An 18,953-nucleotide genomic window follows, 5' to 3' on the forward strand; every position below is an offset into this window, starting at 1 on the left:
CCCCCGAAATCGCATTGCCGACGATTTATTACGGTCGCGGTACGCGCTCGGCATATTCGGCGACGAATTCGGTCAGGAGTGCCTGTTGTCGTTGATCCAGCTCGATCGCGTCGAGCAGATCGGGCCGCCGCAGCCAAGTCCGGCCCAACGCCTGCTTTTCCCGCCAGCGGGCGATCCGGGCATGATCGCCCGACAACAAAATATCGGGCACGGCGCCAGCCTCGTCCGCGGGCGGGCGCGTGTAGTGCGGATGATCGAGAATCGCGTTCGCGAACGAGTCCTCGGCCGCCGAGCGCGCGTCGCCGAGCACACCGGCAATCAAGCGCGCCACAGCATCGATGATCATCATCGCCGGCAGTTCACCGCCCGAAAGCACCATGTCGCCGGCCGAGAGCTCGGCATCGGCATGCCGGTCGATGAAACGCTGGTCGATGCCTTCGTAGCGGCCGCAGACGAGCACGAAACCCGACCCCGCCGCGAGCCGCTCGGCCCAGCGCTGATCGAAGCGCTCGCCCTGCGGCGACATCAACAGCACCGGCGCCGATGCGCCCCGGGCCCGCTCGATCGCTTCCAGCGTAGCCGCCAGTGGCGCGCTTTGCATCACCATGCCCGGCCCGCCGCCATAAGGACGATCGTCCACGCGGCGCGTGGGGTCGCTCGTGTAGTCCCGCGGGTTCCAGGCCGCCAGCGACAAGCGGTTTTGGCGCAATCCACGCCCCACCACGCCGTAGCGCTCGATTTCGAGCAGCCATTCGGGAAACAGCGTAATGGCGTCGATGCGCATGCGGACGGGCGTTCTAGGCTGGAATCATCGAGTCTGACATGCCCGAAGATATTTCGCCGCGGGCGCTCAGAAATCCGGGTCCCAATCGACGTGAATCGTGCCGCCTTCCAGATCCACCGCGGTCACGAATTGTTCGATTACCAGCGGGATCAGACGCTCCCGATCGCCTCGCACCACCAGCACGTCGTTAGCGCCGGTTTCCATCATGGCGGTGACGCGGCCGAGATCATGGCCATCGACGGTAACGACGTTCAAGCCGATGAGATCGAACCAATAATACTCGCCGGGTTCCGGTTCGGGCAGGTCGCCGCGCTCGACCGCGATATCCAGATCGAGCAACTCGAGCGCGGCATCGCGATCCGGCAACGGCTCGTCATCCGCATCGGCCAGCCGCGCGACCAAGGTCTTGCCCTGGACGCGGGCCTCAAGTACGCGATAGTCGCGCCGCTCGCCCGCGTTACCGATCCACCAGCGTTCGTAGCCGAGGATCGCTTCGGCCGGACGGGTATAGGAATAGACCTTAACCCAGCCGCGGACGCCGAACAGGCCATGCACGCGGCCGAGTACGACGTGGCGCTGCGGCGCCGTACCGGCCACGAACGGCTAACTGGTTGCTTCGCCCTGCGGCGCGGCCTCGGAAACATCGCCCGTCTCGCCGGCCGGCACCGTCTGCCCCTTGGCTTCCTTGGCCTTGGATTCGGGCGGCGCCACGCGCGCCGCCGCCTGGCCTTCGCCGTGGCGGTTGAAGAACTTGACCAGATTGGTCACGCGCTCGGACAGCTGCGCGCCCTGGCCCTTCCAGTATTCGATGCGCTCGATGTCCAGCCGCAGCGGCACTTCGCCGCCGACGGCCACCGGGTTGAAGAAACCGAGACGCTCGATGTAACGACCATCCCGCGCATTCGATTTGTTCGTGACCACGATATGATAGAAGGGCTTCTTCTTCGCGCCGGAGCGTGCGAGCCGGATTTTGACCATAGCCGTTTAATCGCCGTTGAGGGTGCATATGCGCGCGGCAATACATCCGCGCGCGGTTTAAAGGAGGCGCATTTTACGCCAATACGCGCAAAATGGAAGTGCTGCAATCCATGACGATTCCGGATCAGCGGCCCATGCCGCCCATGCCCGGCGGCAGCCCGGGGCCACCGCCCGCGCCGCCCGGCATGTTGCCACCCATGCCCTGCATGGCGCGCATCATCTTCTTCATATTGCCGCCCTTGAATTTTTTCATCATCTTGCGCATCTGGGTGTGCTGCTTGAGCAGGCGGTTCACGTCCTGGACCTGGGTGCCCGAACCGGTCGCGATGCGGCGCTTGCGCGAGGCCTTGATCACGTCGGGAAAGGATTTTTCCTGTCGGGTCATCGAGTCGACGATGGCCAGCATGCGCTTGACCTGGGTTTCGTCGGCGGCCGCGGCCATGCCCTTGGGCATCTGGGCGCCGCCGGGCATCTTTTCCATGAGCGCGCCGATACCGCCCATCTCCTGCATCTGGCGCAACTGATCGGCCAGATCGTCCAGATCGAAACCCTTGCCCTTCTTGAGTTTCTTGGCGAGCTTTTCGGCCTTGTCCTTATCGACCTTCTGCTCGGCCTCCTCGACCAGCGACAGTACATCGCCCATGCCCAGAATGCGCGAGGCCACGCGATCCGGATGAAAGGGTTCGAGCGCGTCGAGCTTCTCGCCCGTGCCGAGGAACTTGATCGGCTTGCCGGTGATCTGGCGCACCGACAGCGCCGCGCCGCCGCGGGCGTCGCCGTCGACCTTAGTCAGCACCACCCCGGTCAGGGGCAATGCATCGCCGAAGGCCTTGGCGGTGTTGGCCGCGTCCTGGCCGGTCATGGAATCGACCACGAACAGGGTCTCGATCGGATCGAGGGTGTCGTGCAACTCGCGCACCTCGGCCATCATCTTCTCGTCGATGCCGAGCCGGCCCGCGGTATCCACGATCAGCACGTCGTAGAAGCCGCGACGCGCCGCTTCCAGCGCCGATTTGGCGATCTTCTTCGGCTTATCGCTCGACGAACTGGGATGAAAATCCACGCCGACGTCGCACGCCACGCGCTCGAGCTGATCGATGGCCGCCGGCCGATAGACGTCGGCCGAGACCACCAGCACCGATTTCTTCTCGCGCTGCTTGAGATAGCGCGACAGCTTGCCCACCGAGGTGGTCTTGCCCGAGCCCTGCAACCCGGCCATGAGCACGACCGCCGGCGGCTTGGTCTTGAGATCGAGCGATTCGTTGGCTTCGCCGAGCAGATGCGTGAGCTCGTCGCGCACGATCTTGATCAGCGCCTGGCCGGGCGTGAGACTGGTCATCACCTCGGAGCCGACCGCGCGCCCGCGGATGTCCTCGATGAACTGCTTGACCACGGGCAACGCCACGTCGGCCTCGAGCAAGGCCATGCGCACTTCACGCAACGTGGCCTTGATGTTGTCCTCGGTCAGCCGGCCGCGGCCCGACAGCGTCTTCAGGCTGCGATTGAGGCGATCACTTAGAGAGTCGAACATGGCAACGCGTCTTCGATGTAATACGGCGTCTATTATAACGGGCCCGAAAAGCCTTTCGGGGATTGCGGCTTACGCAAGCCACAGGCAGCCGGCACACGAACGTCAAACAGGCGCATCATCAAATACGGCAGAATAAGCGCAATGAAGCTGCTCTTGCCTAATCGCCGATGACGTTGGTCATCATCGAGGTGCTGATCGCCGCGGCCGCCTACGCGGCGGCGACCTATGCCGTGTACCAGCATCATGCCACGGGCGCGCCCTATCTGCGCGTGACCCTGCTCGCCGCGCTCGGGCTGGCCGTCCACATCGTGGCGCTGGTGCATATGACCCTGCACACGGGCGCGATGATCATCGGCCTCGGCTCGGCGCTGTCGCTGTTCGCCTGGCAGGCCGCGCTGCTGTTGTGGCTGTTCTCGCTCAAGCGTTCGGTCGGCGCGTTGGGGCTGGTGATGTATCCGGCGGCCGGGCTGTGCGCGATCGCGGGCCTGCTGGTGCCGGATCCCCACGGCGCGCGCGAAGCGCTGGCCTGGCCTCTGCAGGCGCATATCATCCTGTCCATGCTGGCTTACGGGCTACTCACGCTGGGCGCGGTCCAGGCGGCCATGCTGTCGTTGCAGCATCGTCAGTTGCGCCAGCATCCGCCCTCGGGGCTGTTCACTACCCTGCCGCCGCTACAGACGATGGAAACGCTGTTGTTCCGTCTGATCGGCGCCGGCTTTTTCATGCTGAGCCTGGCGATCGTGACCGGCGCCTTGTTCATCAATCACCTGTTCGAACAGCATCTGGCCCATAAGGCCGTGCTTTCGGTGGTCGCCTGGCTGGTGTTCGCCGTCCTGCTGTTCGGGCGCTGGCGTTACGGCTGGCGCGGCCGGGTGGCCGTGCGCGGCGTGACAATCGGCTATGTCGTGCTGGCGCTGGCGTATTTCGGCAGCAAATTGGTGCTCGAGCTAATTCTGGGCGAACATTGGTAGCAGCCGAAACGGTCGCCGGTCATGGCGATCGGCCCGGCGCATTCACTTGATCACGAGCCTGTAGCTCTTGGACACAATTCCTCTGTGGGTGCTGTTCGGCATCCTCATCCTGATGCTGGCGCTGTCGGCGTTCTTCTCCGGTTCCGAAACCGGCTTGATGACTGTCAATCGCTATCGCATGAAGCACTTGGCCAAGAACGGCCACGGCGGCGCGAAGCGCGCGGCCGCCATGCTCGAGGCGCCGGACAAGCTGATCGGCCTGATCCTGCTCGGCAACAATTTGGTCAACATCATCGCCTCGTCGCTGGCGACGGTGATCGGCATCCGGCTGTACGGCGATTTCGGCGTGGTGGTGGCGACCGCGGCGCTCACCGTTGTCTTGTTGGTATGTTCCGAGGTCACGCCCAAGACGCTGTCCGCTCTTTATCCCGAGCGTATCGCATATCCCGCGGCCTACGTCTATCGGCCGCTGCTGCGGGTGTTCTGGCCGGTGGTCTATCTGTTCAATTCGGCCGGACGCGGCGTGCTCTGGCTGCTGCGGGTCGCGCCCGAGGACGCCGCCGGGCATTCCCTGTCGTCCGAGGAGTTGCGCACGGTGGTAACCGAGGCGGGCGCGATGATTCCGCGCCGGCATCAGAAGATGCTGCTGTCGATCCTCGACATGGAGAAAGCGACGGTCGAGGACATCATGGTGCCGCGCAACGAGATCGTGGGCATTGACATCAGCAAGCCCTGGCCGGAGATCCTGGCGCAACTGGTGCACAACCAGCATACGCGGCTACCCCTGTTCGACGGCTCGATCGACGAAATCAAGGGCATCGTTCATATGCGACGCCTGCTGGCGCTGATTACGAACAACGAACTGGACCAGGACACGCTGGTCTCGATGGCGGGCGCGCCCTATTTCATCCCCGAAAACACGCCGCTCAACCAGCAACTGCTCAACTTCCAGAACCAGAAGCGGCGCATCGGCTTCGTGGTGGATGAATACGGCGACATCCAGGGCCTGGCCACACTGGAGGACATTCTCGAGGAGATCGTCGGCGAGTTCACCACCGACCCGCTGACCCGGGTGAAGAACGTCACCATGGACGGCGAAAACAGCTATCTGGTCGACGGCACGGTCTCGATCCGCGCGCTCAACCGGGCGCTGGGGTGGAAGCTGCCGATAGACGGACCGCGCACCGTCAACGGCCTGATCACCGAACAGACCGAAACCATCCCCAAGGCCGGCACACGGGTGAAGATCGGCAAATACGTGTTCGAGATCACCGAAACCAGCGCCAACCTGATCCAGACCGTGCGCGTGCATCCGCCGCGCATCAAGCGTCGAAACCGTCCCGCGGCGGGGCGACAAGACGGCAATGCCTGAGAGCTTTGTTTTCGCTTGGTTTGGCGGGTTGTTCGTTGAAGGCTATCCGCAGATGGACGCAGATGGTGGTTCGGCGATAACCGCGTCAATAAGTCCGTGGCGCCGCCGATTTCTGCGGCGTTGTTCCTTTAACGCAAACGAATACTTTCTATCTTATTCGCGTTTATTGGCGTTCATTTGCGGACAATTTCTTCTTTACGACGCTTGTGTGACCTGTCTTTATCCACGGATCGAGCTTGGCCCGACGTGGGCGCCATTTCAGCTGATCGCGGCTTCGATCGCCTCGGCCAGACGCGATACGGGCACGACTTCGAGTTCGCCGACGCGCCGTGAGCGCGGGGTGTTGGCCTTGGGCGCGATCGCCCGTGTGAAGCCGTGCTTGGCGGCCTCGGCGAGGCGCTCCTCGCCGCCGGGTACGGGGCGGATCTCACCGGCTAGCCCGATCTCGCCGAAGATGATCAGCTTGTCGCCGAGCGGGGCATCGCGAAAGCTCGACAGCGCGGCCAGCACCACGGCGAGGTCGGCCGCTGTTTCGGAGACACGCATACCGCCGACCACGTTGACGAACACGTCCTGATCGCCGAGCGCGATCCCGCCGTGCCGGTGCAGCACCGCCAAGAGCATCGCCAGGCGCTGCGAATCGGGCCCGAGCGCGACCCGCCGCGGGTTGTGCAAGGCCGAGCCGTCGACCAGCGCCTGGACTTCGACCAGCATCGGTCGCGAACCCTCGCGCGTGACCATCACCGCGCTCCCGGGCACGGCCGTCTCATGCCGCGAAAGAAAGATCGCGCTGGGGTTGGTGACCTGCTTGAGGCCCGAACCGGACATGGCGAACACGCCGAGCTCGTTGACCGCGCCGAAACGATTCTTCACCGCCCGAATCACACGAAAACGCGACGACGCCTCGGCCTCGAAATACAGCACGGTATCGACCATATGCTCCAGCACCCGCGGCCCCGCGATCGTGCCTTCCTTGGTCACATGGCCGATCAGAATCAGTGCGGTTCCGGTGGCCTTGGCAAAACGCACCAGCATCGATGCGGATTCGCGCACCTGCGACACGCTGCCCGGCGCCGACGACAACGCCTGCGAGAACACGGTCTGGATCGAATCGATCACCAGCAGCCTGGGTGCGGCCGGTTTGGCCAGAGCCAGCACCCGTTCCACGCAGGTTTCGGCCAGCACCGCCAAATCCGCCCCGGCCACGCCGAGCCGCTGAGCTCTGAGCTGCACCTGCTCGAGGGATTCCTCGCCGGTGTCGTAGAGCGCGGGAATATCCGCCGACAACTGGGCCAGCACCTGCAACAGCAGCGTGGATTTGCCGATGCCCGGATCGCCGCCGATCAGAATCACCGAACCCGGCACCAGGCCGCCGCCCAGCACGCGATCGAGTTCGCTCAGGCCGGTCGGCGTACGCGGCGTCTCGCGCGGCTTGACCGCGTTGAGTTTGACCACCCGCGGCGTGGTATCGCCGAACGAGACCGGCGCCACCGCCCCCGGTTTGGACGGCGCCGCGGGCACGGTCTCGGTCAGCGTGTTCCAGGCGCCGCAGTCCGGGCACTGGCCCGACCACTTGGGTTGGATCGAGCCGCACTGATCGCAGACGAAAACGGTTTTGGTCTTGGCCATCGGGTTCGGCCTTACTGGATAAACGGGCATACTAGGGGGTTACCGAGGCCGCGCCAATAAGGCGAGACAGCCAAGGCAAAACAACCCAGGGAGAACAACGCTCGATCATGGTGGATCGCGAGGATTTCGAATTCGACAGTCGGGGCACGACCTGCCGGGCCTGGTTCTATCCGGCCCAGAACGAGTCCATGGATAGCCCGGCCGGCGTGCCCTGTATCGTCATGGCCCACGGCCTCGGCGGCACGCGCGACGCGGGGCTGGAACCCTACGCCACGGCGTTCGCCGATGCCGGCTTTGCCGTGCTGGTCTTCGACTATCGCTATTTCGGCGCCAGCGGCGGGCGCCCGCGCCAGCTCCTGTCGGTATCGGCACAGATGGCGGACTGGGCCGCGGCGATCGCCGCCGTACGCGCAATCGACGGTGTCGACGCCGGCCGCATCGCCCTCTGGGGCACGTCGTTCTCCGGCGGCCACGTGATCGCCGCCGGCGCGGCCGACAAAAGGATCGCCGCGATCAGCGCGCAGGGGCCGATGATGGACGGCCGCGCCGCGGTCTGGAACGCACTGCACCGACACGGGCTCTGGCACATGCTGCGGTTGGTGGTCGCCGGCCTGCGCGACAGCTTGGCGGATCTGGCCGGCGCCGAACCCTATCGTATTCCGCTGGTCGCGCGCCCCGGCGGGCTGGCCGCGATGGCCACCGAAGACGCCTACGAGGGTTATCGGGCGATCGTCCCGGGCGACTGGCGCAACGAAATGAGTGCCCGCATGCTGCTGACGCTCGCGCTTTATCGTCCGGGCCGGAAAATCGGGCGGCTCACCTGCCCCACCCTGATCCAGATCTGTGACGAGGATACGGTCGCGCCCGCCGAAGCCGCGAGTGCGGCCGCGGCGCGCGGCGGCGACAACGTGATCGAGCGTCACTATCGCATCGGCCATTTCGATATCTATCGCGGCGCCGGCTTCCGCCAGTCCAGCAGCGACCAACTGGCATTCTTCAAGCGCACACTGGCGCCGAGAGAATCAGCCTGAGCGGAAGAAAGTATAATTCGGCCCGCTATTTCAGAGGATGTTTACAAAACGTAGCGAGCGCCGTCAGGTTGGGCACGCCCGGAGCGCAGAAAGCGCAGCGTATGGGTAATACGTGAGCATTTCGAGCACCGGGCAGGGCCAAGATGGCAAGCGCAACAGTTTTGTAAACACTCTCTTAGACCACCTCGAAAGCCACCCGAGGCGTAAGCCGGCAAAACAATTCGTAGGCGATGGTGCCCGCGGCGGCGGCGACTTCGTCGGCCGGCAGGCCCGGGCCCCACAGCGTGACTCGCTCGCCCACTTCGGCCTCGGGCACGGCGCGCAGATCGATCGTGATCATATCCATCGACACCCGGCCCACGACGGCGGCGCGACGCCCGCGCACAAGTACCGGCGTGCCCGACGGCGCGTGGCGCGGATAACCGTCGCCGTAGCCGATGCCGATCACGCCGACTTCCATATCTTCGGGCGCCCGCCAGGTCGCGCCGTAACCGATCGGTTCACCGGCGGCGACGCGCCGCCGGCTGATAATCGGCGCGCTCAGATGCATGGCCGGGCGCAGGTCGTAATCCGCCGCCGTCGCGCCGGCCATCGGCGAGCTGCCATAAAGCATGATGCCCGGGCGTATCACGTCGGCATGCGCGGCCGGCCAGGCCAGCACGCCCGCCGAATTGGCGATCGAGCGCTGCCCGCCGAGCCGGCCGGTACCGGCGGCAAAGGTCGCCAACTGGCGCTCGGTCATCGGGCTGTCGGGATCATCGGCACAGCCGAGATGCGTCAACCAGCCGAGGCGCTTCACGTGGCGCAGTTCCTTCAGACGCGCATCGATTGCGCCGGCGTCGGGCGCGGCGAAACCGAGCCGATGCATGCCCGTATCCAGTTTGACCCAAACCGAAAGATCCGGTCCGGCATAGCCGGCCAGCGCGTCCAGATGCGTGCGATCGAAGACCACCGGCCGGATATCGTGCTCGGCCGCGCAGGCGCAGACTTGCGCATCGAGCGGCTGCGACAGCGTCATGATCGGCTGGGCGATCCCGCTCCAGCGCAACTGCAGGGCCTCGTCCAGGCTGGAAACCGCGAATCCGTCGGCACCGGCCAGTGCGTTCGCGACCGTTGCCGCGCCGTGGCCGTACCCGTCCGCCTTGACCGCGGCATATACCGCGCGGCCCGGCGCCAGCGCGCGGACCCGCCCCAGATTATGCGCCAGCGCGGCGCGGTCGATCGTGGCCAGGGCACGCATCAGTCGATCCTCATCAATCGATCCCCGTTAATCTATAAAATCGTCGTCGTAGTGTTCCTGGAGATTCTCGAATCGCGTCAGATGCGATAGAAAAGCGGTGCGCGCGACACCGAGCGGCCCGTTGCGCTGTTTGCCGATGATGATCTCGGCCACGCCCTTGTCGTCGGTGTTCTCGTTATAGACCTCGTCGCGATACACAAACATGATTACGTCGGCGTCCTGCTCGATGCCGCCCGATTCGCGCAAGTCCGACATGCGCGGGCGCTTGTTGTCGCGCTGCTCGACCTGGCGGTTGAGCTGGGACAGCGCGATTACCGGCACGTCCAACTCCTTGGCCATGGCCTTGAGCTGGCGCGAGATTTCCGAGATTTCGTTGGTGCGGTTCTCCTTGGTGCCCGGTACGTTCATCAGTTGCAGATAATCGACCATCACCAGGCCGATGCCGTGCTCGCGCTTCAAGCGCCGGGCGCGCGCGCGCATCTCGGACGGCGACAGTCCGGGCGTATCGTCGATGAACAGCCTGGCGTTCTCGTTCATGATGCCGATCGCCGAGGTGATCTTGGGCCAGTCGTCCTCGGTCAGCCGCCCCGAACGCAGACGCGATTGATCCACCCGGCCCCAGGACGAGATCATACGCAGCACGAGTTGCTCGGCCGACATTTCCAGCGAGAACACCGCCACCGGCACTTTTTCCTTGATGCAGACGTTCTCGACGATATTCATCGCGAGACTGGTCTTGCCCATCGACGGGCGCCCGGCCAGGATCAGCAGGTCCGCCGGCTGCAGGCCGTTGGTCATCTTGTCGAACTCGATCAGCCCGGTCGGCACGCCCGAGAAGGAACCGTCCTGGGCCACCAGCTCCTCGATCCGATTGACGGCCTTGGTCAGCAACGAGTTGAGCCCCTGCGGGCCCTCCGTGCCCTTGCGCCCGCGCTCGGCGATCTTGAATATTTCCTGCTCGGCGACGCCCAGCACCTCGTCGGCCGACTGGCCGGACGGCTCGAACGCGGTCGAGGTGATCGTGTCGCCGGCGCGGATGAGCTGGCGCATGACCGAGCGTTCGCGAATGATTCCGGCGTAGGCCTTGATATTCGCCGCACTGGGAATATCGGCGGCCAGATTGCCGATATAGCTTGCGCCGCCAGCTTTTTCGAGCAACCCGTTGTTGCGCAGCCACTCGGTCAGCGTGACCAGATCGCGCGGTTGATTGGTATCGGCGAGATCGGCCAGACCGCGGAACAGCAAGCGATGGTCCTCGCGGTAGAAATCGTCCTCGTTGATCGTACCGGCGATGTCGTCCCAGGCCTGTTCGGACAGCAGCAGGCCGCCGATCACCGACTGTTCGGCTTCGATGGAATGCGGGGGCAGCTTGGCTTCGGCCATGGGCTCGTCGGCTTCGTGGGCGGAGGCGGTGCGCGCAGTTTACATAAGGGGCTGCTGCCGTTTCATACGACGCCGCGCCGGCGGCCGCCCGAACAATATTCGAGCTGGTGCAAGATAAGGCGCAGCGGGCGTACGGTAGTCATTCTACCGTAGCGCGCTGCAACGCTGGATTGCGCCAAAATGGCCCCGGCCCTTCGGGTTGCGGCCCCAAATCGCGCCATCCGGCGTTGCAGAGCTTGACCGCAGAATGACTGCGGCCGGCGCTCTGCGTCTTGGCTGACACGATTTGGGGTTGCAACGCGGGGCCGTATGAAACGGCAACAGCCCCTAGGCAGGGACCAAAAAAAACGCCGCCCTCGGGCGGCGTCATCGCGCGATCGCGGTAACGGCGTGTTACGGCTGTTCGCGCTCTCCGAGCGGCGCGTCGGCTTCGGTGGCCGAGGCGTCGGCCGGCTCGCCGGCGTCTTCGACACGCTCGCCCTCGACCTCTTCGGCCGTGGCGTCGGCCTCGGTGTTCTCGGACACGCGTACCGGCATGTTCACGCCCATGTCGGTTTGTTGCGCGACCACGATTTCGATCTCGCAGATCACTTCGGCATGCAAAGTCAGCTCGGCGCTGTAATAGCCGACCTGACGGATCGTGCCTTCGGTGAGGGTGATCTCGCGCGGGTCCAACTCGTGACCTTCCGCGGTCGCGGCCTGCGCGATTTCCTGCGGGCCGACCGAGCCGAACAGCTTGCCTTCATCGCTGGCGCGCATGGCGATCGTGAAGCTCTTGTTGCGCAGTTGATCGGCGCGTAGCTTGGCGCGATCCTCACGCTCGGCCGAGGCCGCCTGCAGCTCGGCGCGACGCTCCTCGAAAACGCTCAGGTTGGCCTTGGTCGCCGGCAGGGCCATGCCCCGCGGGAACAGGTAGTTGCGGCCGTAACCGGCACGCACCGAGACGGTGTCGCCGAGGTCGCCCAGATTGCGGATTTTCTGTAGCAGAATGACGTCCACTTCTGCGCCTCCTTACGACGAATGACGGTCGGTGTACGGCAGCAGCGCGAGGAAACGCGCGCGCTTGACCGCGGTCGACAGCTGGCGCTGATAGCGCGCCGCGGTGCCGGTGATACGGGACGGTACGATCTTGCCGGTTTCGGTGACGTACTGCTTGAGGGTCTCGATATCCTTGTAATCGATCTCCTCGACGCCTTCGGCGGTGAACTTGCAAAAACGACGACGACGGAAAAAACGAGCCATATCGATGCTCCTTAGCTGGCGGCCTGGGCTTTATTACGGTCGTCCGATTTTTCGCTGTTCTTGGCCAGCGGAGACGGATCGACATCGGCCTTGTGGCGGGCGATAACGAGATGACGCAGCACGGCGTCGTTGAACCGAAACAGGTCTTCCAGTTCCTCGCGCGCGCCTTGCGAGCATTCCACGTTGAGCAGCACGTAGTGCGCCTTGTGAATCTTGGTGATCGGATAGGCCAGCTGGCGGCGGCCCCAGTCCTCGTGGCGATGCACCTGGCCGCCGTCGTTTTCCACGACGCCGCGGTACTTCTCCACCATGGCGGGCACCTGTTCGCTCTGGTCCGGATGGACCAGGAACACGATTTCATAATGTCGCATGATGTGTCCTTTCGGTTGAAAGCCCCCGGAACACGCGGCCCGTGGAGCAAGGCATGCGGCCACCCGGCCGCAAGGCGCGCGATTGTAGTCGCTCGACCGGGCCGATGCAATCGATCTTATTAATCCGGCATGAAAACAGCTGACATTTCAGCTATTTTGGAGCCGGGTTAGTAGTTCGCCGCGCGCCGGCGCCGCACGGTCTCGAACAGCGCCACGGCCGTGGCCACGGAGACATTGAGACTCTCCATGCCGCCGGCCATCGGTATGAAAACGAGCAGATCGCAGTGCTTCGCGGTCAGCTCGCGCAACCCCTTCGCCTCACCGCCGGCCACCCAGACCACCGGCTCGGGCAGATCCGTCTCATAGATCGACGACTCGGCCTCGCCGTCCAGTCCGACCACCCAGAACCCCTCGGCCTGAAGACGCTGCAGTGCGCGGGCGAGATTGGTAACCGGCACGAAGGGCACGCGCTCGGCGGCGCCGGCGGCGACCTTGCGGGCGGCCGCGGTCAGCCCGGCGGCGCGCTTACGCGGCGCGATCACGGCATGCACTCCGGCCGCCGCCGCACTGCGCAGACAAGCGCCGAGGTTATGCGGATCCTGGACCTGATCGAGTGCGAGCACCATCGGCGAATCCACGGCCGCCAACAGCGCCGGCAACTCCGACTCCTTGTACTCGCGTGCCGGCTCCAACTCGATCACGCAACCCTGGTGACGCACATTCGGCAACCAGGCATCCAGGCGATCCATCGCTACGTTGTCGACCGGCACGCCCCGGGCCTCGGCCAACATAACCAGCTTGTCGTGGCGCCCTCCATGACGCCCGGCGGCCAGCCACAGCCGGCGCACCGGCCGATCGGATTCCAGCACCGACACCACGGCATGAAAGCCCCCGATACGCTCGTTGTCGGAGTGCGACTGACTCATTCGCCCACCCTGCCTGCCTGAAATATCGCCAGAAGTATCAAAGGGCCCGATCGCACCAAACCATGTTCGCGACCTCGGCCGGTCGATCAGCCGCTTGCGCCTTCGTTCTCGTATACCGGATTGCCGAGATCGGGCGGCGCCGCGAACGCGGCTTTTTCGCGGCCCTTGACGATCGGCACGATCACGATCGCCACGCGCCGGTTCCTCGCCCGGCCTTCGGCCGTCGCATTCGATGCCACCGGCTGCGATTCGCCACGCGCCCAGGTCAGCACGCGCTGCGAATTGACGCCGCGGCTCTCCAAGAACCGCGCCACCGCCTCGGCGCGCTCCTGCGACAGTTCCAGGTTGTGCTGCTCGGTGCCGGTGCTGTCGGTGAAGCCGACCACGTGGATCGCGGTTTTGTCGTAGTCCTTCAATACGTTGGCGATACTGTTGAAGGTATTCTGCGCGTTCGGATTCAGATTCGCGCTATCGACCGCGAACGAGGCGTCGCTGGCCACGCCGATTTTAAGCGTGTTCTGGTCCAGGCGCGTGATGTTGAGTTCGTCCCGGGCCTGCTGCGCGGCCAGCTTCCGGTTGAGCTCTTGCTGCTGGTTGTCCATGTAATGCCCCACGCCGGCGCCGGCCAAACCGCCGAGGACCGCGCCGATCGCCGCGTTCGTGCCGGAATTGTCGCCGAGCTGCGAGCCCAGCAACCCGCCCAGCACGGCACCGACGCCGCCGCCGATTTCGGCGCGCCGGTTCGGATCGTTCGCGCAGGCGGTCAACGTTAGCGCGACGACCACCAGAACAGCGGCGAGAATGGGGAGCTTGTCACGCCTCATGAATCATTCCTTGTCGATTATCAAATGTCTTTCGACCGCGCGATATGGAAACCGCGCGGTCGACCAAAGAGGAGAGCTAGCGCCCCTCCCCTTTGGACACCCCATTGCTGAGGCGCCCGCGGCAAGCTGCAGGGTATTGGTGAATAAAAAATCACGCCACCATGCCGATGACGGCCGCTACGAACGCTTGCCACGCGATTTGCGCGGCCCGCCCTTTTTTCCCGACCGTGATTTCGGCGCGCCGCCGCCGGCGCCGCGTGGTTTTTTGCCACGGTGCCGGCCGGCGTCGTCACCGGCCTCGGGCTCGAAATCGATCTTGCGCTCGTCCAGGTCGACCCGCGCCACCTTGACGCGCATCTTGTCGGCCAGCCGGTAGACCTTGCCCGAGTGCTCGCCGCGCAGACAGCGCGACTGGGCATCGAAATGATAAAAGTCGCTGGACAGCGACGACACGTGCACCAAGCCGGTGGCAAAGATCCCGTCGAGTTCCACGAACAGGCCGAAACCGGTCACGCCGGTGACCGTGCCGTCGAAGACTTGGCCGAGCGAATCGCTCATATATTCGCACTTGAGCCAATCGTCGACGTCACGGGTGGCGTCGTCGGCGCGCTGCTCGGCTTCCGAACAGATCTGGCCGAGGCCTTCCATTGCGGGCACGTCGTAATCGAAGGCCTTGGCGCGCCGGCGTTTTTCCAAGTGCTTGATGGCCCGGTGCACGAGCAAATCCGGATAACGCCGGATGGGCGAGGTGAAATGCGCATAGTCGTCCAGCGCCAGGCCGAAATGCCCGTCGTTGTGCGGCGAATAGACCGCGCGCTGCAGGCTACGCAACATCACCGTCTGGATCAGATGTGTATCCGAACGGCCCTGAACCTGCTCGAGCAGCCGCGCATAGTCGGCGGCATCGGGATCGTTGCCGCCGGGCAACGCCAGGCCGCGCTCGGCCAGAAATGCGCGCAGATCTTCGAGCGCATCGGCGGCCGGGCCGGCATGCACGCGGTACAGCAACGGCATCTTCTTTCGCGTCAGATAGGTCGCCGTGGCCACGTTCGCCGCGATCATGCATTCCTCGATGATCTTGTGCGCGACATTACGCTCGACCGGCACGATGCGCGCGATCTTGCGCTCGTCGTTGAAGATAATACGGGTGGCCTGCGTCTCGAACTCGATCGCGCCGCGATCGCGTCGCTGCACGAGCATGGCCTGATAGAGCGCGTGCAGATCGGTGAGCGGCTTCTTCAGACTTTGGTGGCGGGCCGGCAGGTTTTCCGGATTGGCCAGCCAGTCGGCGACCTGATCGTAGAGCAGCCGGGCGTGCGAGCGGATCACCGCGGAATAGAAGCTCGAAGACCGGATTTCACCGGCCTTGTTCAAGCGCATCTCGCACACCACGGCCAGCCGGTCGACCTCCGGGTTCAGCGAACACAGCCCGTTGGACAGCGCTTCGGGCAGCATTGGGACCACGTGGTCCGGAAAATACACCGAGGTCGCGCGGTGCTGGGCTTCGGCGTCGAGCGGCGAATCCTTGTCCACATAGTGCGACACGTCGGCGATCGCCACCCACAGCTTGAAACCGCGCGCGGTCTTCCTGGCATACACGGCATCGTCGAAATCGCGCGCATCGGCGCCGTCGATGGTCACCAGGGGCAGATCGCGCAGATCTTTGCGAGCCTTCTTGTCCGCTTCGGCCACGGCATCGCCGCAGGCCTTTGCCTGCTCGATGACCTCCGCCGGCCATTGGTGCGGAATAGCGTGCGAGCGGATGGCGATTTCGATCTCCATGCCCGGCGCCATGCGATCGCCCAGAACCTCGACCACCGCGCCCACCGGCTGGCCGTGCTTGGACGGCGGCTGGGTGATGCGCACGGTCACGATCTGTTCGTTCTCGGCGCCGTTACGGGCGTCCGCGGGCACACGAATCTGCTGGCCGATGCGCGCGTTGTCGGGCACCACGTGATACATGCCGTTGTCGGCGACGAAGCGGCCGATCACAGTCTCGTTGACCCGGTCGAGCACCTCGGCGATCCGGCCTTCGCGGCGCCCGCGGGCATCGCGGCCGGTCACGTGGACCACCACGCGATCGCCGTGCATCACCTGGCGCATCTGCCGTGGGCTTAAAAAGACATCATCGCCTTCGGTATCGTCGGGAAGCAGAAAACCGAAGCCGTCGCGATGACCCTGCACCTTGCCGCGCACCAGGTCCATCTTGTCGATCGGCCCGAGCGCGCCTCGCCGGTTTTCCAACAGTTGCCCATCGCGCAGCATCGCCCGCAGGCGATGATCGAACGCCTCGGCGGCATCGCCGACCAACGCGTAGTAGTCGGTAAGCTCGCCGCGGGTCATCGGCCGGCCTTCGGCGGCCAGATCGTCCAGCACGAGTTGTCGACTCGGCACCGGTTGGGCGTAACTGCCCTGCTCGGCCGAAAACCGCGGATCGCGGCCGCGCCAATCGTTCGCGGAACGTTGCTTTTTACTCAAAATATGTCTCCATAAGCCGCCACGATACCGCAAAGGCCAAACCGCAGAAATCATTATTGACAAACCCCCGCGCGGCGCCTAAATTACGCGCTCCGCAGCCGAGGTGGCGGAATTGGTAGACGCGCTAGCTTCAGGTGCTAGTGAGCTAACGCTCGTGGAGGTTCAAGTCCTCTCCTCGGCACCAAACAAGGATTTTGCAGGACGTCCTTTTTTACGAAGGTCAATGCGCCGGTGGCTGATTATTCGCTGAGCGTAGTGCGAAACAGTCAATCGAGCGCTTCGCTAACCGCGTAATCCGAATCCGGCGAATGAAACCCCCAGGCGCGGCTGCCGGATTCGCAGGCATAGACAATCCGCATTTCGTGCTCGGCTTCGGCCGCGCCCGTGCCCTCGACCGCGCCGCCGATTGCCCGGCCGAACTCGATGCTCGCACAAACTGACGTCTCATTCCCATAGCCGCGCTGGCACATCCATACTCTTGTGCAGAATACGCGTGACCTCCACCGATTTATCTCCCCCGGTGCGGTAAAAGATCAAATGGCTGCCTTGCGGATATTTGCGGTAACCCGCGCGAATTTCGCTGCAGCCGCTGCCCAGCGCCGGCTGTGCGGCCAGCCAGTGGAACGCATTGTCCAGTTGTTTCAGATAGCGATTGCGTTGCTTGCGGCCCCAACGCTGCTCGGTAAAACTTGCGATGGCGCGCAAGTCATCCAGGGCTTTCGCACTCAGCCGGAAACCGGCCAAGATTTACGCCCCGCAATCCAGCGACGCGACAAAGCTGTCGTAATCGTAGTCGGCCAAACCGCTGGTTTCACCCTCGATCAGGGCCTGACGCAGCGCACGGGTACGCGCATCAGCCGCTTCCAACAAACGCAAGCCCGCGCGTACCACTTCGCTGGCTGAGGCATAGCCGCCGGCGCGCACTTGCTCGGCGACAAAATCTTCCAAGTGTGAGCCTAGAACAATGCTGGTGTTTCTGGTCATGACGCGATCCGTCGAGAGCTTGACTACCAAATATTGGTACCGTAGCTTGCGCCGGTCAAGCCAGTCCAGGCCCGGGCCGCGGGTAAGCGGCATAGGATTCCGGCGTAATCCGTAACCGAGGCGACCGCGCTGCCGGCTCGTAGCGCTGCGATCAGTAATCAGCCGCCGCATTGCCTCGATACAGGACCTCGACATCCTTCGCGTCCGCGACGGCCGCACGTACCCCGGCGTCCTTCAAGTCGAGCACGCGCAGCTTGTCCGCGATCTCGGCCACCGCCTCGATGCGATAAAACTCGGACCCGTAATCGGCCGCGAACGCCGCCATGCCGCGCAGCTTCGGCAAGGCATCGGCCAGATGGATGCCGTGTGGATCGACGATGGACGCCCGCACATTTTCCTCGTCGCCGTGGAAGAACACGAAATCCGGGCACATCCGGCGCCAGTTGCCCTGTCCATCCTGCCAGGCGACGGCCACGGCATCGGCCGACGGCCGTGACGGATTGCGATACCAGCCCAGGCAGTTCTTGCGCCCCAATTCGCGGTCGAGCACCTGCACTTCCCAGCGGTTCAGATTGGCGATGGGAAACGCACCGTGATGATCGGCCATCAGATGCATACATCGGGTGGCCAGCGCATTGCCATCCAGGTCCTGGGTGTCCTCGGTGCGCACGTGGGGCCGCTTCGGATCGATGCGCTGGGGTTGCGGCGCCATGCCCTTGATGGCGTCGTACGCCGCCCGACGTTCGTCCGAGAGCCCCTTGACCGCCACCCGGTATTCGGCGAACCACTGGATCGCCAGCGCATCCGCCTCTTTGTCCAGCGTCTCCGCAACGCCTTCCATCTTGCCCAGGGCGCCCACCGTAATATGCGCATCCAGCAGGCTATCGTCGTCCTCGTCGTCGGCGATGCGCTCCGCGTAGCGCTTGGCCAGTTCCGGCGTCAACCGGCGGCCGGCGGCCTTGTAGTCGGCCTCGATGGCGCGGTCGTCGGCGACTTCGGCAAAGCTGCCGGCCTCGATCACTTCCCCGCCGTGCACGCCCACCAGCAGCGTCGCGCCGTCCATCTGCCGCACGTCATCTTCCGCCGCTGAGAGTTTTTCCGGATAGCGGGCCGAAAAGCCGGCCAGCACCTTGCACAACTCGCGGTAAGCTTCCTTGATCGCATTCTCGCGCAGGCCATCGCGGGACAACGCCTGCGCCAGCGCCGTAT

Annotated in this window: 18 protein-coding genes, 1 tRNA gene, 1 other RNA gene and 2 pseudogenes; 4 read left to right on the plus strand and 18 right to left on the minus strand. The window is 64.5% G+C overall.

All coding sequences use genetic code 11. The features are described from left to right. Positions 1-28: 28 nt before the first annotated feature. The 4 genes and pseudogenes from trmD to ffh form a co-directional block, all read right to left on the minus strand. Positions 29-784 carry a tRNA (guanosine(37)-N1)-methyltransferase TrmD gene (gene trmD / locus VFJ08_RS00530; RefSeq protein WP_324994062.1) on the minus strand — a complete coding sequence of 252 codons (756 nt, stop codon included), beginning with the start codon at positions 782-784 and terminating at the stop codon, positions 29-31. Positions 785-850: 66 nt separating this feature from the next. Then, positions 851-1,381 (minus strand): ribosome maturation factor RimM, encoded by a 531-nt coding sequence (rimM, locus tag VFJ08_RS00535; RefSeq protein WP_324994064.1) that lies wholly within the window; start codon positions 1,379-1,381, stop codon positions 851-853. 144 nt (positions 1,382-1,525) lie between these two features. After that, positions 1,526-1,762 (minus strand): annotated as a pseudogene (rpsP, locus tag VFJ08_RS00540) (30S ribosomal protein S16); the annotation flags it as partial. A 124-nt stretch (positions 1,763-1,886) separates the two neighbouring features. Further along, positions 1,887-3,293, minus strand: coding sequence for a signal recognition particle protein (gene ffh / locus VFJ08_RS00545; RefSeq protein WP_324994066.1), 1,407 nt, complete (start codon positions 3,291-3,293; stop codon positions 1,887-1,889). A 167-nt stretch (positions 3,294-3,460) separates the two neighbouring features. Here ffh and VFJ08_RS00550 point away from each other — a divergent pair, with 167 nt between their 5' ends. After that, complete coding sequence (locus tag VFJ08_RS00550; protein WP_324994068.1) at positions 3,461-4,264, plus strand: cytochrome C assembly family protein; 804 nt, start codon at positions 3,461-3,463, stop codon at positions 4,262-4,264. Positions 4,265-4,331: 67 nt separating this feature from the next. After that, entirely contained in the window at positions 4,332-5,636 is a 1,305-nt protein-coding gene (locus tag VFJ08_RS00555) for an HlyC/CorC family transporter (RefSeq protein ID WP_324994070.1), read from the plus strand. Between the two features lie 258 nt (positions 5,637-5,894). Here VFJ08_RS00555 and radA read toward each other — a convergent pair whose 3' ends face one another. Next, positions 5,895-7,265, minus strand: a complete 1,371-nt coding sequence (gene radA, locus VFJ08_RS00560; RefSeq protein ID WP_324994072.1) for a DNA repair protein RadA — start codon at positions 7,263-7,265, stop codon at positions 5,895-5,897. A 107-nt stretch (positions 7,266-7,372) separates the two neighbouring features. Between radA and VFJ08_RS00565 the strand changes: the two genes are divergently transcribed. Then, positions 7,373-8,296, plus strand: coding sequence for an alpha/beta hydrolase (locus VFJ08_RS00565; RefSeq protein ID WP_324994074.1), 924 nt, complete (start codon positions 7,373-7,375; stop codon positions 8,294-8,296). Between the two features lie 38 nt (positions 8,297-8,334). Here VFJ08_RS00565 and VFJ08_RS00570 read toward each other — a convergent pair. The 9 genes from VFJ08_RS00570 to rnr form a co-directional block, all read right to left on the minus strand. Next, positions 8,335-8,410: non-coding RNA, sX9 sRNA (locus tag VFJ08_RS00570), on the minus strand. Between the two features lie 61 nt (positions 8,411-8,471). After that, a complete protein-coding gene (gene alr, locus VFJ08_RS00575) occupies positions 8,472-9,536 on the minus strand; it encodes an alanine racemase (RefSeq protein WP_324994077.1) in 1,065 nt (354 codons plus the stop codon). A 27-nt stretch (positions 9,537-9,563) separates the two neighbouring features. Then, a complete protein-coding gene (gene dnaB / locus VFJ08_RS00580; protein ID WP_324994079.1) occupies positions 9,564-10,919 on the minus strand; it encodes a replicative DNA helicase in 1,356 nt (451 codons plus the stop codon). Between the two features lie 393 nt (positions 10,920-11,312). Continuing rightward, positions 11,313-11,918, minus strand: a complete 606-nt coding sequence (rplI, locus tag VFJ08_RS00585; RefSeq protein ID WP_349256919.1) for a 50S ribosomal protein L9 — start codon at positions 11,916-11,918, stop codon at positions 11,313-11,315. 12 nt (positions 11,919-11,930) lie between these two features. Next, complete coding sequence (rpsR, locus tag VFJ08_RS00590) at positions 11,931-12,161, minus strand: 30S ribosomal protein S18 (RefSeq protein WP_006914321.1); 231 nt, start codon at positions 12,159-12,161, stop codon at positions 11,931-11,933. Positions 12,162-12,172: 11 nt separating this feature from the next. Beyond that, complete coding sequence (gene rpsF / locus VFJ08_RS00595; RefSeq protein ID WP_324994084.1) at positions 12,173-12,532, minus strand: 30S ribosomal protein S6; 360 nt, start codon at positions 12,530-12,532, stop codon at positions 12,173-12,175. Positions 12,533-12,699: 167 nt separating this feature from the next. Then, on the minus strand, positions 12,700-13,458 hold the full coding sequence (rlmB, locus tag VFJ08_RS00600) for a 23S rRNA (guanosine(2251)-2'-O)-methyltransferase RlmB (protein WP_324994086.1): 759 nt from the start codon (positions 13,456-13,458) through the stop codon (positions 12,700-12,702). An 86-nt stretch (positions 13,459-13,544) separates the two neighbouring features. Beyond that, the gene (locus VFJ08_RS00605) at positions 13,545-14,282 is read right to left on the minus strand and encodes an OmpA family protein (protein WP_324994088.1); all 738 of its coding nucleotides are present in this window, start codon (positions 14,280-14,282) and stop codon (positions 13,545-13,547) included. Between the two features lie 177 nt (positions 14,283-14,459). Beyond that, on the minus strand, positions 14,460-16,760 hold the full coding sequence (gene rnr, locus VFJ08_RS00610; RefSeq protein WP_324994090.1) for a ribonuclease R: 2,301 nt from the start codon (positions 16,758-16,760) through the stop codon (positions 14,460-14,462). 97 nt (positions 16,761-16,857) lie between these two features. Between rnr and VFJ08_RS00615 the strand changes: the two genes are divergently transcribed. Next, positions 16,858-16,944 (plus strand) — tRNA-Leu (locus VFJ08_RS00615). A gap of 82 nt (positions 16,945-17,026) precedes the next feature. On the opposite strand, the gene VFJ08_RS00620 is transcribed toward VFJ08_RS00615, so the two are convergent. From VFJ08_RS00620 to VFJ08_RS00635, 4 genes and pseudogenes are all read right to left on the minus strand, one after another. Continuing rightward, positions 17,027-17,230: a DNA polymerase beta superfamily protein gene (locus VFJ08_RS00620; protein WP_324994092.1), complete on the minus strand. Its 204-nt coding sequence runs from the start codon at positions 17,228-17,230 to the stop codon at positions 17,027-17,029. Continuing rightward, positions 17,205-17,504 carry a type II toxin-antitoxin system RelE/ParE family toxin gene (locus VFJ08_RS00625; protein ID WP_324994094.1) on the minus strand — a complete coding sequence of 100 codons (300 nt, stop codon included), beginning with the start codon at positions 17,502-17,504 and terminating at the stop codon, positions 17,205-17,207. The genes VFJ08_RS00620 and VFJ08_RS00625 overlap by 26 nt, the downstream gene beginning before the upstream one ends. A 3-nt stretch (positions 17,505-17,507) precedes the next feature. Then, a complete protein-coding gene (locus VFJ08_RS00630) occupies positions 17,508-17,744 on the minus strand; it encodes a type II toxin-antitoxin system ParD family antitoxin (protein ID WP_324994096.1) in 237 nt (78 codons plus the stop codon). Positions 17,745-17,895: 151 nt separating this feature from the next. Next, positions 17,896-18,953 (minus strand): annotated as a pseudogene (locus VFJ08_RS00635) (type III restriction endonuclease subunit R); the annotation flags it as partial.

Source organism: Salinisphaera sp. (genome assembly GCF_035690525.1).
Lineage (GTDB): Bacteria > Pseudomonadota > Gammaproteobacteria > Nevskiales > Salinisphaeraceae > Salinisphaera.

Coding starts and splice junctions, on each gene's coding strand:
- VFJ08_RS00605 (WP_324994088.1), bottom strand. CDS start 14,282: ATGAGGCGTGACAAGCTCCCCATTCTCGCCGCTGTTCTGGTGGTCGTC.
- rlmB (WP_324994086.1), bottom strand. CDS start 13,458: ATGAGTCAGTCGCACTCCGACAACGAGCGTATCGGGGGCTTTCATGCC.
- VFJ08_RS00565 (WP_324994074.1), top strand. CDS start 7,373: ATGGTGGATCGCGAGGATTTCGAATTCGACAGTCGGGGCACGACCTGC.
- dnaB (WP_324994079.1), bottom strand. CDS start 10,919: ATGGCCGAAGCCAAGCTGCCCCCGCATTCCATCGAAGCCGAACAGTCG.
- trmD (WP_324994062.1), bottom strand. CDS start 784: ATGCGCATCGACGCCATTACGCTGTTTCCCGAATGGCTGCTCGAAATC.
- radA (WP_324994072.1), bottom strand. CDS start 7,265: ATGGCCAAGACCAAAACCGTTTTCGTCTGCGATCAGTGCGGCTCGATC.
- alr (WP_324994077.1), bottom strand. CDS start 9,536: ATGCGTGCCCTGGCCACGATCGACCGCGCCGCGCTGGCGCATAATCTG.
- ffh (WP_324994066.1), bottom strand. CDS start 3,293: ATGTTCGACTCTCTAAGTGATCGCCTCAATCGCAGCCTGAAGACGCTG.
- VFJ08_RS00550 (WP_324994068.1), top strand. CDS start 3,461: ATGACGTTGGTCATCATCGAGGTGCTGATCGCCGCGGCCGCCTACGCG.
- VFJ08_RS00620 (WP_324994092.1), bottom strand. CDS start 17,230: ATGTGCCAGCGCGGCTATGGGAATGAGACGTCAGTTTGTGCGAGCATC.
- rpsR (WP_006914321.1), bottom strand. CDS start 12,161: ATGGCTCGTTTTTTCCGTCGTCGTCGTTTTTGCAAGTTCACCGCCGAA.
- VFJ08_RS00630 (WP_324994096.1), bottom strand. CDS start 17,744: ATGACCAGAAACACCAGCATTGTTCTAGGCTCACACTTGGAAGATTTT.
- rpsF (WP_324994084.1), bottom strand. CDS start 12,532: ATGCGACATTATGAAATCGTGTTCCTGGTCCATCCGGACCAGAGCGAA.